General features: G+C 55.4%; 15 protein-coding genes. 4 read left to right on the plus strand and 11 right to left on the minus strand.

The features are described from left to right. Positions 1–50: 50 nt before the first annotated feature. The 6 genes from WMW72_RS01495 to WMW72_RS01520 form a co-directional block, all read right to left on the minus strand. Positions 51–1,196 (minus strand): hypothetical protein, encoded by a 1,146-nt coding sequence (locus WMW72_RS01495; RefSeq protein ID WP_341413631.1) that lies wholly within the window; start codon positions 1,194–1,196, stop codon positions 51–53. Beyond that, positions 1,193–2,656, minus strand: coding sequence for a sensor histidine kinase (locus tag WMW72_RS01500; RefSeq protein ID WP_341413632.1), 1,464 nt, complete (start codon positions 2,654–2,656; stop codon positions 1,193–1,195). Before WMW72_RS01500 ends, WMW72_RS01495 begins: the two co-directional genes overlap by 4 nt. Before the next feature lie 4 nt (positions 2,657–2,660). Further along, positions 2,661–3,356 carry a winged helix-turn-helix domain-containing protein gene (locus WMW72_RS01505; RefSeq protein WP_341413633.1) on the minus strand — a complete coding sequence of 232 codons (696 nt, stop codon included), beginning with the start codon at positions 3,354–3,356 and terminating at the stop codon, positions 2,661–2,663. Between the two features lie 45 nt (positions 3,357–3,401). Next, on the minus strand, positions 3,402–4,538 hold the full coding sequence (locus WMW72_RS01510; RefSeq protein ID WP_341413634.1) for an efflux RND transporter periplasmic adaptor subunit: 1,137 nt from the start codon (positions 4,536–4,538) through the stop codon (positions 3,402–3,404). Positions 4,539–4,551: 13 nt separating this feature from the next. Then, a complete protein-coding gene (locus WMW72_RS01515) occupies positions 4,552–5,358 on the minus strand; it encodes a carbohydrate ABC transporter permease (RefSeq protein WP_341414085.1) in 807 nt (268 codons plus the stop codon). A gap of 82 nt (positions 5,359–5,440) precedes the next feature. Next, positions 5,441–6,313: a carbohydrate ABC transporter permease gene (locus WMW72_RS01520; RefSeq protein WP_341413635.1), complete on the minus strand. Its 873-nt coding sequence runs from the start codon at positions 6,311–6,313 to the stop codon at positions 5,441–5,443. A gap of 209 nt (positions 6,314–6,522) precedes the next feature. Here WMW72_RS01520 and WMW72_RS01525 point away from each other — a divergent pair, with 209 nt between their 5' ends. From WMW72_RS01525 to WMW72_RS01540, 4 genes are read left to right on the plus strand one after another with little or no spacing between them, the layout of a single operon-like run. Then, complete coding sequence (locus WMW72_RS01525; RefSeq protein ID WP_341413636.1) at positions 6,523–8,022, plus strand: spore germination protein; 1,500 nt, start codon at positions 6,523–6,525, stop codon at positions 8,020–8,022. Then, positions 8,019–9,203, plus strand: a complete 1,185-nt coding sequence (locus WMW72_RS01530) for a Ger(x)C family spore germination protein (protein ID WP_341413637.1) — start codon at positions 8,019–8,021, stop codon at positions 9,201–9,203. The genes WMW72_RS01525 and WMW72_RS01530 overlap by 4 nt, the downstream gene beginning before the upstream one ends. Before the next feature lie 5 nt (positions 9,204–9,208). Then, entirely contained in the window at positions 9,209–10,315 is a 1,107-nt protein-coding gene (locus WMW72_RS01535) for a GerAB/ArcD/ProY family transporter (RefSeq protein ID WP_341413638.1), read from the plus strand. After that, positions 10,312–10,515: a hypothetical protein gene (locus tag WMW72_RS01540; RefSeq protein WP_341413639.1), complete on the plus strand. Its 204-nt coding sequence runs from the start codon at positions 10,312–10,314 to the stop codon at positions 10,513–10,515. Before WMW72_RS01535 ends, WMW72_RS01540 begins: the two co-directional genes overlap by 4 nt. Positions 10,516–10,696: 181 nt before the next feature. On the opposite strand, the gene WMW72_RS01545 is transcribed toward WMW72_RS01540, so the two are convergent. The 5 genes from WMW72_RS01545 to WMW72_RS01565 form a co-directional block, all read right to left on the minus strand. Then, the gene (locus WMW72_RS01545) at positions 10,697–11,341 is read right to left on the minus strand and encodes a ThuA domain-containing protein (protein ID WP_341413640.1); all 645 of its coding nucleotides are present in this window, start codon (positions 11,339–11,341) and stop codon (positions 10,697–10,699) included. Positions 11,342–11,384: 43 nt separating this feature from the next. Further along, positions 11,385–12,113 carry an SDR family NAD(P)-dependent oxidoreductase gene (locus WMW72_RS01550; RefSeq protein WP_341413641.1) on the minus strand — a complete coding sequence of 243 codons (729 nt, stop codon included), beginning with the start codon at positions 12,111–12,113 and terminating at the stop codon, positions 11,385–11,387. Positions 12,114–12,189: 76 nt separating this feature from the next. After that, complete coding sequence (locus tag WMW72_RS01555; protein WP_341413642.1) at positions 12,190–13,728, minus strand: extracellular solute-binding protein; 1,539 nt, start codon at positions 13,726–13,728, stop codon at positions 12,190–12,192. A gap of 65 nt (positions 13,729–13,793) precedes the next feature. Beyond that, positions 13,794–14,675 (minus strand): carbohydrate ABC transporter permease, encoded by an 882-nt coding sequence (locus WMW72_RS01560; RefSeq protein WP_341413643.1) that lies wholly within the window; start codon positions 14,673–14,675, stop codon positions 13,794–13,796. A 14-nt stretch (positions 14,676–14,689) separates the two neighbouring features. After that, positions 14,690–15,643 (minus strand): ABC transporter permease, encoded by a 954-nt coding sequence (locus WMW72_RS01565; RefSeq protein WP_341413644.1) that lies wholly within the window; start codon positions 15,641–15,643, stop codon positions 14,690–14,692. Positions 15,644–15,844: the final 201 nt, after the last annotated feature.

Raw genomic sequence — 15,844 nt, forward strand, 5'->3', positions numbered from 1 at the left:
GTCCGAGGGTTTCGGCCGTAACAGAAAAAACCTGAACGGCTCGCAGCCGTTCAGGAATGGCTAAATTCAATAATAAAAGGGATGCTGCTTTGAGCTGCCGTGGCAGGTCCTGAGGAGACCGGACCAGGCTCTTCTCTACTGTAAGGCTTCCGGCCGGAAAGCAGGATCTTCTTATCGTCCGGACTCCAGTCTATCTGGAAGGGGATCAAGCCTTTATAGATCGACTTTTCGTTCAGGATCGCATTCCCCTGCAGCTTGGCGACGAAAATCTCATCCTGCCCCTTCGTATAGGCGATATATTTGCGATCAGGGGACAACCGGAACGTGCCGACCCGCTCCAGTAGCGTTGAAGTGACACGATTGCGACGGTCGAAGGACAGCAGCGCGCCCTCGGCGCTCGCGAACAGAATCTGATCGTCATGCAGATAGCCGAAGGCCGTACCCGCGCTAGCCGGCAGCTCGTACTGGCTGACGAACGCTTCTCCCGTCAACTGTCCGTAGACCAGCTTGGACTGTCGGCCTTCGCTCTTCACCAGCAGCGCACTCTGCCCGTTATCTGCAATCTGCAGGCCATAGCTCATATCACGGGATGCCCACGCCGGAATCGGATAATCTTGCAGGCTCTTGCCAGCCATGTCATACAGGATCAGCCGAGACTCGTTCTGTATCCGCCCTTCGAGACCATACCCCAGATACTGGCCGTTGCCCGACCAGGCAAGAGCAGTGGCAACCTGCCGGTCTCTCGGAACTTCCTGAATGAACGTCTCTTGTTGCGTGGACCAATCAAGCAGCATAACCTTACGGACGGCATCCTCAGCCTTCACGTAAACGACAAACCGGCCGTCCGGAGACAGCTCGGCCCCCTCCAGACTGGCTCCGAGCTTCATGATGGGCTGCTGTGAGCCCAGTCTATAATCGACCCTATCGAGACTACGGTCCGGGTACCTCCCATACAGGCCGAGCAGCTGATTGCTATCCGCCCAGCCTAGCAACGGACCGCCTGCGGCTCCCGGCTCGGGGAACGTATAGATTTTTCTCACCGCGAAGTCTTCGTTCACCGGCTCCGTTCCGCTGCTTGCCGGTGTATCGGGGATGATGACCGTCCGGGGCGGCCGTTCCTGTCCGCAGCCGGACAGGAGCAGCCCTGACGCCAGCATAGCTACGAGCAATCCCCGCCCCCACAACCGTCCATTCATAGCGTCTCCTCCTCTGCTCCGGCATAGGGAAGTGCAACGTAGACGGTCGTACGCCCCTCTGCGCTCTCGATCCGGATCTTGCCCCGGTGATCGTCTACGATGGCCTTGCAGATGCTTAGCCCAAGCCCCCGGCTTCCCTCATCCGCGAGCTCTCGGCTATCCGCCCGATAGAACGGCTCGAAGATCCGCGCCAAGTCCTTCGGAGCGATCGTCTCTCCTTCATTGCTCACCGTCACATGCACGGTATCGGATACCTGTCCGGCATGGACCGTAATCGTGGAGTGTGCACGGCCGTATTTGATCGCATTGTCCAGCAGGTTGATGAAGAGCTGCCTCAGCCTCGCCGGGCTGCCATACACCCTAAGCCCCGGCTCACACTCGATATCGATTGTCTTCATGTACCTTTCCGCCTTGATCGTCATTCCCTCACATACACCCTGCAAAATCTGCCCCGCGTCCACCATTTCGAAGGTTTCCTGCGTGGAGGTTTCCATCGACAGCTCCAGCAGCTTCAGCACCATCCCATGCAGCCGCTTGCTCTCGTCAATAATATGGTCCATGCCCTTGTCAAAAAAGGGCTTGTCACTCCACTCGTTCTCCTTGATCGTCTCCGCATAGCCCAGAATCGTCGTCAGCGGAGTCTTCAGCTCATGGGTCATATTATCGAAAAACTGCTTGCGGTGCCGGTTCAGCTCCTCCAGCCGGTCCCGGTCCTTCTCGATCCGCTGAATCTGAAGCTTGATCTTCTCGATCATTTGGTTGAAGTTATCGGCCAGCTTGCCGATCTCATCCTTGCGCCTCAGACGGAGCCGCAGGTTCAGGTTGCCTTGGGTCACCTCAGTAGAGGCCTTGGTCAGCTTGACGATCGGAAGCGTGATATTGCGAGAGAGGATGTAAGAAAAGACAAACGCAGCGGCGAAGATCGCGATCGTCACGTAATAAATAAAGGTCATAATCTGCTTGCCCTGCTCATGGAGCAGGGAGAAATCCTTGGAAAACCGCAGGATGCCTACCGTTTTCCCTTCAATGACCACCGGATACGAATAATAGACACCGGTTAGGTTATTCGCATAGGAGATCGTATAAGCCGTCTTGCCCTGCAACGCCTGGTCCAGGTCGTCATGGACCGTGCTGTCGAACTTGGAGGCGTCCGTCTGGTACAGCAGCTGCCCTTGGCTCGTATAAGCGCTGATCTCACTAGATGTCACCAGACGCAGCTCATCAGCCATCTCCTTCGCCGTTTGCTGGAAGTAGATTTCATCGTTCGAGAAATGGTTGATCATGAAGCTTTGCCGGACGTAGACATTATTATTCTTCTTCATCCCGATTAGGTCCTGCGTGATGATCTTTTCATTGCTCGAATCGATAATCTGCACGATGAAATGATTCAGCAGCAGCAAGGAAATGGAGAAGATTATCAATAGCCCGAGCAGAAACTTGACCTTGATCGTGAGAAACATACGTCTACTCCACCTGCTTGTCGAATTTATAGCCGATGCCGAACACAGTGATAATCAGGTCGCTGGCCTCCAGCTTCTTGCGCAAGCGCTGAATATGAATATCCACCGTTCGAGTATCGCCGAAATAATCATAGCCCCATACCAAATCCAGCAGCTCACTGCGGGAGAAGATGCGGCCCTTGTGACTGCATAAAGTAATTAATAGATCATATTCCTTCGGTGTCAGCTCTACCGGGACATTCTCTTTTTTCACGAGACGCTCGCTTTTGAAAATCTCGACATGTTTAAATCGCATGGGAGTATCGGCCGGCTCCGGGGCTGCGCTGGCCGGCTGACTTACCCGGCGCATCACCGTGCGGATTCTCGCGATGACCTCCCGTAGGTCGAACGGCTTCGTAATGTAGTCGTCTGCGCCGAATTCCAGCCCGACGATTTTATCGGTGATGTCCGACTTGGCCGTGATCATGATGATCGGGATATTCCGGACGGCCGTCACCTGCCGGCACACCTCGATGCCGCTTAGATCCGGCAGCATCCAGTCCAGCAGGAGCAAGTCCGGCAGGAAGGCATGAACGGCCTGAATGCCATCCGTCCCGTTCCCCACTATCATCGTCTGGAAGCCTTCCTTCTCCAGCCGGTAGGCGAGCAGCTCGGCGATCGCCCGCTCGTCCTCGATTATCAGAATTTTAGTTCTCTCCACTATGCATCCCCCCGCTTCATGTTAGCATACCCCGCAAGCGGGCTTCTACAGACGCACGCGCTCCCCCTCCTGCAGAGGCTCACTGCTCTCTATGACGACGCTCTGGCTGGGGAAAATCCCTCCCTGCACGGCGACCTGCTGCTCGGTGGAATCAACGATCTTCACGTAAGACTTGCCTACATAGAAGCCGTTGCCTAGTGTCCCCTTCTTCTCCTCGATGACATAGACGTAAGTACCGCCCGAATCCTCACGGATCGCCGACTTCGAGAGCAGCAGCGCCTCCTTGTCTGCCTGTATGCCTTTACGCAAGTGGATACTCGCCGTCTCCCCACCCTTCAGGCTCTCGTCCTGCAGCCGGATGCGCATGATCTTGGACGCAGTAGCCGTGGATGAAGCCCGGTCTGAAGGTGCGTCGTCCATGTTGGCAATTTCACCGTCGATTAGCTTCGTTTCCTCCGCCTCACTCCCACTTTGCTTTCCCTTGACCTGGACCTGAACCTTCTCACCGAGCTGCACCAGGGATGCTTGAGCGGCGGGAAGCGTAACGAAGAGCGCAAACCCTTCGTCCAGCCTGGCGATCGTGACGGACGGGGAGGTCATCCCTTCCGTGGCCTGGATGGCCGTGACAATCCCGGCAAAGGGCGCCCGCAGCTCCCGGCCCTGCTGCAGATTCTGCTCCAGCGCTTGAATATTGCGCTCACGCGCCTCGATCTCCAGCTTGTACTTGTCCACCTCGCGCTTGGCGTTTTTGATTTGAACAGGATCTCCATTCTTGCTCGCTTCCACATAGCTGTCGAATAATCCCCCAAGCTGCAGATTCTGCTGCTTGAGTGTATTTTGTTCATTCCAGATTTGCAGCTCGGTCGCCTTACTATCGAAGGTTATCAGAGCCTCTCCCTGAGCGACCGTGCCGCCCTGCTTGACATGAACCGCCTGGACCTTCCAGCCCGTGTCGTTCTTCAGCTCCACGGATTCCAGCGGGCTGAGCACCCCGCTTCCTTGAATCGTATGGGTCAGACTGCCGGTCGAAGCCTGCTGTGTCAGCACCTTGGGCAGCATCAGCGTCAGCCAGGTATTGCTGAACAAGGTGAAGACCGCCAAGCTTCCGAAGAAGCAGGCAGCCATCCAGCGGATCACCCGTCTTCTCCCCGAATCCGTACGTTCTTCCCTTCCCGCCTCCACGTCTACTCCTCCTCTATCCCTTGATGCCCGTGGTTTGTATGCCCTTGATGAAATACGACTCCGCATAAAGAAACAACATGACCATAGGACTCATATACAGCAGCGACGAAGCAAACCCAAGCCCGCGCTCATCCTTGAGAATATAAGCCAAGAATACAGATAACGGATAATCCTGCGGATCCTCGAGAAAGATCAGCGGCTGCTCCACCATGTTCCAATAGTCCACGAACAATAGCACGATCAGTGCGGCAAATCCGGGCTTCACCAGCGGCAGCACGATCCGGATGAACTGCGTGAACAGTCCGGCTCCATCCATCTGGGCTGCTTCCAGGAGCGCCGCAGGGATGTTCAAGAAAAATTGCCGCATCAGAAATACGCCATAAGTGGCGAAAATCCCCGGCAAAATAATCGCCGACAGATGATTCAACAGCCCCAGCCTGTCCGCGATGATATAATTGGGCACCAGCGTCACCTGGAACGGCATCAGCATCGCCATCACATAGATCAGAAACAGCCCGTCCCGGCCAGGAAAACGAAGGATGGCGAATGCATACGCAGCCAGCGCCGCGACCAGAGTCTGCCCCGCGATGATCGGGACCACCAGCCCTACCGAATTCCAGAATAGAAATAAAAACTTCGGCGATTGAATGAGAATTTTATCAAATTGGGCGAAGGACACCCAGTCGGGAATCAGCTTCAGATTCACGAAGTCCAGCTGCTGGCCCGCTTCGGGCAGCTTGCCAATGACCGAATAGTTCAGTGCAATCTCCTGCTCGGTCATCAGGGCGTTCGTCAACGTGATCACAATGGGAAACAGCATAACCAACGCCAGCAGGAGTAGTATCCCTGTTACCGTCACCTTCCGCCATATAACCGCCACCTGCCCGCCTCCTCTCTGCTCTTCATTCCATAAATCGGCGGAAGCGCCTCTCCAGCGCATAAAGTGCCAGTACGATGACGACGATCGACGCGACCATCAAGGTAGCGGCTGCCGTCAGCTTCTGAATATCCAGAGCAATGAACATGTTATTCATGTAGTGCTGCAGCATATAGATGCTGTCGTACGGATAATCGCCTGCGATCAGGTACGTCTCCCGAAAGACCTTGAACGAGTTGATGATCGACATCAGTACGACGAAGAACATCGTCGGGATCAGATACACGAGCGTAATCCTGCGCAGCCGGGTGAAGGGCCCGGCCCCCTCCAGACAGGCGATTTCGTAATAGCTCTCGGGAATGGCTTGTATCCCCGCTAGGAATAGGATCATGTTGTAGCCGATGTTCTTCCAGATATAGATAGCTGCCACGACGACCATCGCTCCGTCGGACTTCATCCAGTCTACCCGCTCCAGGCTGAACCATTGCAGCCCTGCGTTAAGCGTTCCATTCCAATCGAACAGTGCTTGCCAGATGAACACGACAGAGGCGACCGGGACGACCAACGGCAGGATATACGCCGTTCGCAGCCATTTGCGCAGATAGACGCTCCCATTCAGGAGCAACGCCAGCATCAGTGACAAGCTCAGCATCAGCGGTACGCTAATGAGTGTAAAAGAAGCCGTATTCCAGGCCGCCTTGCGAAACGACGCGCTGTCCAGCAGCGCCTGATAGTTGGCCAATCCGACGAAGACGCCGTCTACGGTTCGATCCTTGAATGAATAAATAAGCCCCATGACGAATGGAATCGCGTAAAACAGCGCAAAGCCGACCAGGCTCGGAGCCAGGAACAGCAGCGCCAGACCCGTCCGCTTGTTGACCCACCGGGTTATTCGCATGCCCTCACCTTACCCTTCAGGCGCACTTGGCGCCTATCCCAGTTATAGTTCACGGATGTTACGAAATCATCTCCAACTTGTAAACAAAATGTAACCGGACAGGCCCGGCCTAGGCCAAATGGGGCAGCCACTCATCATCTCATGCATATCCATAACCCGGTTGGACATACTGGAAAAAGATCACTGTTTAGGAACGGGGAGCTTTGCGTATGCCAACTCAAGATTCGCTTCAGGGTTATGATCCGCGCTACGACGGCCGGGATCCGCAAGCCTTTGTGAACCAAATCCAGCGCTTTCTGCACGATCCTCCCGATCTCGTGATCCACCCGCTTGTGATGTCGCCCGATATCCCTTGCTACTGTGTGTTTCTTGAAACCTTGACCGATAAGAATAAAGTCGAGGATGAACTATTGCCCTTTCTGATCGAGCGTGCTTGCTTCGATCGTACGCTTAGTGCGGAGGACATGATCAGGAGGCTGCAAGGCAGGACTCCCTTCAGCTCGATTACCTCCTCGGACGATTTCAGACAGTGCGTCGACTCCCTGCTCAAGGGCGTCTGTCTCGTCGTGATCGACGGTGCATCCCAGGTGCTTTGGATCAGCGCAGCCCAGACCAGTCATCGCAACGTATCGGAGCCGCTGACGGAATCGACCGTCCGCGGACCGCAGGAGGGCTTCACCGAGGACATCGCGTCCAACCTGTCCCTCCTTCGCAAGCGGATCAAGAACATTCACTTGCATATCGAGCAGGCAACGGCCGGAACGGAGACTGATACGAATATCTCCTTGCTCTACCTAGGCAATCTGGCACCCCAAGGGGTCGTCGAGGAGCTACGCAGGCGAATCTCGTTGATTCAAACCGATAGCATCCTGGACAGCGCTTATGTCGAGGAATGGATTCAAGACCGGACCTATTCACCCTTCGCAACACTGCTGAGCACGGAACGCCCGGACATTGTGGCGTCCCACCTGCTGGAGGGCCGAGTGGCGGTGCTCGTGGACGGCAGTCCGATCGCTCTGGTGGCCCCGATCACGTTCTTTCAATTTTTTATCGCGCCGGAGGATTACTACCAGCGGGCCGACATAGCTACGCTGCTGCGCTGGGTCCGAATTTTATCCTTCATGCTGGCCATTTTTACGCCGGCCTTGTATGTGGCCGTCGTGTCCTATCAGCAGGAGCTTCTGCCCCATTCCCTATTAATCAGCATCTCTTCCCAGCGGGAGATCGTGCCGTTCCCGGCATTCATCGAGGCGAGCATCATGATGGTGACCTTCGAGGTGCTGCGGGAGGCTGGCCTGCGCATGCCCCGCATCGCCGGGCAGGCCATCTCGATTGTCGGGGCTCTCGTACTCGGACAAGCGGCGGTATCGGCGGGGCTCGTCTCGACCGCCATGGTTATTGTCGTCGCGATCACGGCGATTTCTAATTTCGTCGTGCCCTCCTACAGCTTCGGCATCACGCAGCGGCTGCTGCAATTTTTCTACCTGATCCTGGCTGGAGCGATGGGGTTGTTCGGGGTTCTGTGCGGTGTGCTGCTGACCATCGTACACCTGTCCTCCATCCAATCATTCGGCGTTTCCTTCATGTCCCCGGTGGCTCCGACCTCTCTGGCCGACTGGAAGGATGTACTGGTCCGCGTGCCCCGGCCGTGGATGCGCACCTATCCGCAGATGAACGGAACAAAGAAACGAGGAAGGAGAGGCCCATGAAGGCTGCTATCGGCCGGAAGCTAACCATCGCCGGAGTCGCCCTGTGCTGTCTGACCGGGTGCTGGGATCGGATCGAGATCAATCAGTTGGCTGTGGTCGGGCTGGTCGGTTCGGATTCGAATCCGAAGACGCACGAGCAGTCGATCTATTACCAGATCATCAATCCGGGCTCCTTCACCCTCCAGGGGGGCGAGAGCAGCAAATCCCCCGTCTACACCTACAAGATCGTCGGGCAGACGAAGGGAGAGCTGGGGTTCAAATCCGCAGACATCTTGCCGCGCAAGCTGTTTACGGATCAGTATCAGGCGCATATCATCCCCGAGTCCTATGCCCGACAGGGACTTACGGCTTTCCTTAACTTTTACGAACGGCAGTTCAACCGGCGATCAAGCTTGAATCTGTTTGTAACGGATTCTGCCTTGGCCGATGTGATGACAACCTATACTCCCCTTGAACGGATGCCGGGCCGTGCTCTGCGTTCACTGGTGTACAATGCCTATCTGTCCACAGGGCGGATCAGTCTGAAATCCAGGGTCAAGGATCTCGCAGAAACGATGGAGTCTTCGACGCTGAGCGTTATGCCAATCATCACCTTGATCAGTGAGAAGCCTAATCAGACGACCAAACGGTTCGAAATGATTCAAGCGAACCCGGGCAACCTTGCGCTGACAGGCGCGGCCTTATTCAAGCAGGGGAAGATGATCGGGAAGGTCGGGCTGCGAGAGAACGGCTATTATAATCTGATCAAGGGCGATATCGAAACCTTTTTCGAATCGGTGACAGTGGAGGGGAAAGACGTCGATCTGCGCGCCAGCAAATTGAAGGTTCGCAAGCGATTAATCCTCGCTGACGGCATGCCGGTCCTGCAGGTGGAGGTCAAAGCACAGCTCGCGATTATGAGTAACGAGCAGGCGAATAAGATGACCTGGTCCAATGTAGCCCAAATTACCGGTAGCTTTGACCAGCAGGTGAGTGCAACCGGCCAGAAGCTATTCAAGGAAGCGTTGGACAAGAAGTGGGATTTATTCGGCCTGCAGGATCAGATCAAGTACAAGCATGGAAAAGAATGGAAGGAACTTCAGAAACGAGAGGATGCCTGGACAAAGACCAAGCTGCGTCTTACCGTGAAGAGCACGGTCAACGATGTAGGGGAGATTATTAATCCGTACAAGGGAGGGTAACCGTCATGGAACAGAACAACCTGACCGTCTGGCAATTTTTTGTGTTGACCATGTCCTTTCTGGTCGGTACCTCCTTCTTCTTCAGTCCTGGCGGTTTGATTGCGGTGGCCAAGCAGGATGCGTGGATCGTTCCGCTGTGGGGCGGGACGGCCGGTATACTTGCCTCCTTGATCTGGCTGAGCCTAGCTCGGCAGCATCCCGGATTATCGATTGTGCAGATCTGCACCAAGGTGGGGGGCAAAGCCTTAGGGGGGGTATTCGCCCTGCTCTATATCTCTTACTTTATCCAGCTCTCCGTCTTCATCACCCGGAATTTGGGCGACTTCATGAAGCAGACCCTGATGCCTATGACGCCGATGACGGTCTTTCATGTCATGTTTCTCTTCATCACCGGCTATGCGGTCATTAAGGGGATCGATACGATCGCGCGCTCCTCCGAGCTGCTGTTTCTAGTAATGGCGGCAACGTTTCTGTTCATCTTCTTCTTCGGACTGACGGAATGGGACTGGAATCGATTTCAAGGCAGCTTTCATATGGAGGTGTGGAAGACGATGAAGGAAACCCGCTCCATCTTCGGGTTCCCTTTCATGGAGGCACTGATCTTCCAGATGCTGTTTCCGTTCATCCAAACAAAGCGGAAGAAAACGTTTATTCTGGCTATCGTCGTTGCGACGGTTATGCTGAGCATCACGACCCTTTTCACGATCGGCGTGCTGGGAGTAACCCGCGCCTCCCATGACACGTACCCGCTCTTCGTCATCGTCCAGGAAATTCATATCGGAACGTTCTTCGAGCATCTGGAGTCTACGATAGCCCTGATCCTGCTGGCCGCGATCTTCATCAAGCTGTCGATTGCCTACTACTGCTCCGTCCTGGGGCTATGCCAGCTGTTTAAGTTTACGAGCCGCTTCTGGATCACGCTTGCACTGAGCCTGCTCATCTCGGGTTTGGCACTTGGAAACGACAATGTGGTGGAAAATGTCGAATTCAGCAAAAAATACGATTTTGAGTACACGCTTCTGTACAGCCTCTTCATCCCCTGTCTGCTGCTGGGCGTCACCTGGTTCAAGCGCAGACATAAACCGAAGACGGCTGGAGAGTCCTCCCCATGATCTGGTTCATTCTGCTCACTGCCGCAGCCATAGGCAGCTGCGTAGCTATCATGATCCGCCAGCGGAAGAAAACACGGGAAATCACACTGTTCGTCTGTATCGCCCTGCTCGGCACGGCGGACTGGATCAGCATCTTCCTCGATCACAAATTCAAATCCAGCAAGGTAATCGCGAGGCTGCTCGACTTGGTCGGATTGTGACAGGACTGCACAGCCTCGGTGTCCGGTACGTCACCGGCCTGGCGGGTAAGCCGGCCGATCAGACAAACAAAGCTCCCGCTCATGCGTGAGCGCCCCCTCCATGCTCAGCCGTTGGCTGACCATTGGGGATACTTCCATGCAACATCGCGGGAGCTCCCGTCAAGCCAGGCTGCTCAGCTCGTTAGTCGACGCTCTGTCCGGCGGCCCAGCGCACGCTGTTGCGCACCAGCCGTCTGTACGCCTCCGGCTCGAACGACGGGGCATGATGTCCAGGCTGCAGGTAGATGATCTTGCCCAGGCCGTAAGCATGCTCCCAGCCTGCCGGGTACCGGTTGCCTTCGAAGGCGTATTCCAGGAAGACCGTTTTCTTCGTAAACGGATCGAACTCGAACATATACGGCTCTTCGTCCAGCGTGAAGTCCTCCACACCCGTCAGCAGCGGGTGGCCTTCGGCTACGCCATAGTATTGAAGCGTCTGGTAAGGCGGATGGCCGGTGAACTTGGCGCCCATCATCTGCAGCACTTCAAAGCTGCGGTGCAGGGAGATGCCGTTATGAATAACGAGCAGGCTGCCGCCGCGCACCGTGTAGCTGATGAGCCCGGCGATCTGTGCAGGCGTCAGGTCCACTCTCCAGCAATCGGTGTACGAGATGCATACCGGATGCTGGGCTGGGTCCAGCCGGGCGAACTCGTCATAATCAAGCGAGCTTTCCAATATAAATTCTTCCCCCAGGATGCCGGCAATCTGGGCTTTGGCCGGCTCCAGCGGATGCCAATCGGCGTCGGGACCGTTGCCGACGATGAGTACGGTTGCTTTTGCAGTCATCTGTATCTTCCTCTCCTTGTGTTTGGGTGTAATGATGAGTCCGTTACCAAGGCAGCGCGTTACCGGTATCGGCCTCGATGTACAGAGGCTGGTCGTGCACCTCATGCCCCTGCTCGCGGATGCGCTGCCAGATGAAAGCCGCCGACTGCTCCGGCGTGTAGGTGCCTTCGTCGCTCCATTGTCCGCCCATCGACGTCTTGACCCAGCCCGGATGCAGCAGCAGCACGCGGCCGCCCTCGGAGCGTATCTTGTTGTGAATAATGGTTGAGCTCATATTCATAGCTGCCTTCGCCATGCTATAGCCGAACCAGCGCTGACGGTGACTGTTTCGGATGCTGCCCGCCTCCGACGAGATATTTACGATCAGCTTGCCACCCTTCAGCAGCGGCTCGATCAGCGCATGGGTCAAGCGCAGCGCACCGACGGCCGACACGTTGAAGACGCGCTGGATATCGTCGAAGTCCAGCTTGTCCGTAATCGTCGCGCTTGTCTCTCCGAGAATCGCCGCGTTATTGATCAGCAGGTCCAGCGTATCCGTATGCTCTGCGATCCGGGCTGCCGCCTCCTGGACGCTGGCATCGCTGCCCACGTCCAGCTGGAAGGGATGCAGGCGGCCGGGGAACCGCTCGGCTAGTCCACTCATCGTTTGCTCCAGGTCAGGGGAGATGCCCCCCGCAAACACCGTATAGTCCGCTTGCAGCAGCTCATGCACCAGCGCAAGTCCGATTCCCCGATCCGTGCCCGAGATGCAGGCGAATTGTCTAGTCTCCATCGGTAGGTTCTCTCCTCTTCGCCAAGACGGACGAAAGGAGAGGCGCACCTGCGCCTCCCTCACCGTTCCTGACGATCTATTTTGCGTTCTTCGCGTATTGAGCGGTGAACTCCTCGATAACCTTGTCGCCGCCTGCTTTTCTCCATTGCTCGATCGCCTTCTGCCAGCCGGCCTCATCGATTTTGCCAAGCACGAATTTCGTGCGGGCGTCCTCGATGATCTGCTTCAGCTCATTGCCCTTGGTCGTTTGCGTATCGGAGACGAGTGGATTGGATGCATTGTTGACGGCGATGCCTTCGTTTTCCTTGATCATCTTGCCGTATTTCTCCATCAGAGGCGTTTCTTTACCCGTTGTTTTGGCCGTGTACTTGGCTACTTGCAATTGCAGGTAGCTGGAGCCTACCTCTGTGTCGAACAGCTTCTGGTCGATAAAGACCGGCTTGCCGTCCTCCATCTTGTAGTGGCGTCCCTCTACGCCCCAGCCGAGCAGGTCAAGCATGTTCTGGTCGGAGATCTTGTCGAAGAAAGCGAGAATCTGCTTCAGCTCGGCTTCGGTCTTGACGCTCGATTTCGGGAACATGAACACGCTGTTATAGCCGGTTCCGCCCTTGGATCTTTCGCCCTTCGGCCCTTGAATCCGGCTGACGACATCCACATCCGCACCCGGGAAGGTCTTAGCCAGGTTAGCCTGATAGCCCGCACCATCAATCATATTAGAGACGACGGCGCCCGCCTTGCCCGTGTTGATGTCATCCTTCTTCTGCTGGTTATTCAGAACAGGGAAGTCCTGCTTGATCAGCTTCTCGTCATACAGCTTCTTGTAGAACTTCATCGCCTCGAAATATTCCGGAGCCAGGAAGTCCGGGCTCAGCTTGCCGTCCTTGACCTCCCAGTCGTTCGGAGCGCCCATATAGGAAGCCACGGCGGTGAAGCCTTCCATCGTCTTCTCCTCCGTCAAGCCGACCGTGTCCTGCTTGCCGTTCTTGTCCGGATCATTCAGTGTAAATGCTTTCAGAACGTTGTAGAACTCATCGATCGTTTTCGGAGCGCTGAGACCTACGTTCTTCAGCCAGTCGCTGCGGAAGATGATCCCGAAGGTGCTCAGGTCCCGTGCCCGGTACAAGCCGTAAATCTTGCCGTCCACCTTGATGTTGTCGAAGACAGACTTATTCATTTTGGAGAGGTTCGGGTATTGGTCGATATAAGGTCCAACTTCCCAGAACGTACCGGAACGGATTGCGCTCAGAATGTTGGAATCCTTATTGTTCTGGACGAGCAGCACCTTCGGCAGTTCGCCGGAGCCGATCGTCACATTGACCTTGTCCTTGTACGTCGAATTGGGAACCCAGGATATGTCCAGCTTTGTATTGGTGTACGCCTCGATTTTCTTCTGTACGTCGCTGTCGGCTTTAGGCGGCTCTGCATACATCAAGGACATGATACTCAGCTTGAGAGGTTCTTGCTTCTCCGGTGTTTTGGCGCCGCCAGCAGGTGCCGCCGGGGCTGGCGTATTCTTTGCCGGCTCGCTGCTGCAGCCCGCCAGCATAGCTGACGCTCCGATCACCAAGCCCATAGCCGCCATACCTGTTTTCCTCATCTTCATGTACCTTTTCATTCGTTGTGCCTCCCCTATATCATTTTATGTGAATGCATCCCCGGCAGCAAGTGCCGGGAGCTCTTTCAACCTTTCACCGAGCCGAGCATAACCCCTTTGGCAAAATGCTTTTGCAGGAACGGGTATACCAGCAGAATCGGTACTGTAGACACGACGATAACGGCCATCTTGATAATCTGCGGAGGCGGCGCGATGTAGTTCTGATCGAACGACGTCGAATCTCCGATACCGCCCTGGGACAGGATAACAATCTGCCGCAGCCAGACCTGGATCGGCCACATCTTGGCATCATTGATGTACAGAATCGCATTGAAGAATGTGTTCCAGTGACCTACGGCGTAGAACAGGGAGAAAGTCGCCAGCACCGGCGCCGACAGCGGCAGCACGATGCGGAACAGCAGGCCCAGATCGCTGCAACCGTCAATCTTGGCGGCTTCCTCGAGTCCTTCCGGCAGCTGCCGGAAAAAGCTGACCACAACGATCAGGTTGAAGGCGCTGATTGCATTCGGGATGAGCAGCGCCAGATAGCTGTCGATCATGCCGAGCGATTTGACCACGAGGAAGGTCGGCAGGATTCCGCCGTTAAACAGCATCGTGAACACGATCAGCATCATCATCGCCTGACGTCCGCCGAAGTCCTGCCGGGACAGCGGATAAGCCAGCAAGCAGGTAAACAGCAAGTTAATGAGCGTGCCGACCACCGTGATACCTACGGTCACCAATAAGCTGTGAACCATCGTATCTGTCGAGAAAATATATTTGTAGCCTTCCAATGAGAAGGTTGTCGGGAACAAGATGAAGCCCCTCCGCAGCACTTCCTCCGGCTCCGCGAACGAAACTGACACGATATAAATAAACGGAATGATCGTAACCAGCGATACCAGGGTCAGAAATGTATAATTGAAGCCGTCGAATAGGCGGCTGGCCCAGCTTCTACCTATCATCATCTCGCGTCATCTCCTTAGTACAGGCCGCTTTCGCCGAATTTTTTGGCCAGCCGGTTGGCACTCACGACCAGGACAAGCCCGATCAAGGATTTGAATAAGCCAACGGCTGTGCTGTAGCTGAATTGTCCCTGCTGAATCCCCACATCGTACACATAGGTATCAAAGACATCGCCGACCTCCCGGTTCATGGAGTTCAGCATCAGGAAGATCTGTTCGAACCCGGTATCCAGGAACGAGCCAAGCCTCAGGATCAGCAGAATGACAATGACACTGCGGATCGCGGGGAGTGTAATATGCCACAGCTGTCTCATGCGCCCTGCGCCATCGATCGTCGCCGCTTCATACAGCTGCTGGTCGACGCCGGCCAAGGCAGCCAGGAAGATGATCGTCCCCCAGCCTGTTTCCTTCCAAACCACCTGCGAAACGATCATCGTCCGGAACCAATCCGTGGAAAGCAGGAAATCGATCTTAGGCAGGCCGACAGCGGCCAGGAGATCGTTGACAATCCCTCCTTCGGTCGTGAAGAAGATGTACGTAATCCCTACGACGACAACCCAGGAGACGAAGTGCGGGACGTAGACGATCGTTTGAATCGTGCGCTTAAAGGCTTCCTTGCGGATCTCATTGAGCAAGAGCGCCATCACAATCGGCAGCGGGAAAAAGAATACCAGATTGTAGAGAGCCAGGATGATCGTATTGGTGAATAGCCTGAGAAAGGCAGCATCGAAGAAAAACCGTTCGAAATGCTTGAGTCCCACCCACTTGCTATGCAGCATCCCCAGGGTCGGCTGGTAATCCTGAAAGGCAATCAGCAGCCCCCACATAGGCAAATATTTGAATACCAGAAAGTAAAGTAAGCCAGGAATGGCCATCGCATACAGCCACCTGTTTTTAAGTAGAAGCGCCAATCTTCGGCGGGCTACACTCTTGGCGGCCCGCCCAGCTGTCGCAGAACTCAGTTCCACCATGCTTTGTCCTCCTCGGTTCCGTTTGATAGTGTCAGCATATCTGGCGGCCGGATTGCCTTCAATAATCCGCAGCGCTCCAGTTGTGAGAGCCCAGGCGTATCAAGGGATAGCGGGGCCAGCCTAATCATTTGCGCTCCTGGGACATAATCATTGGAAACATGTCCTGAACGCGAAAAAACCGCCGGGGAAGGGTAGCCTTCC

This window comes from Paenibacillus filicis (assembly GCF_038070315.1).
Lineage (GTDB): Bacteria > Bacillota > Bacilli > Paenibacillales > NBRC-103111 > Paenibacillus_G > Paenibacillus_G filicis.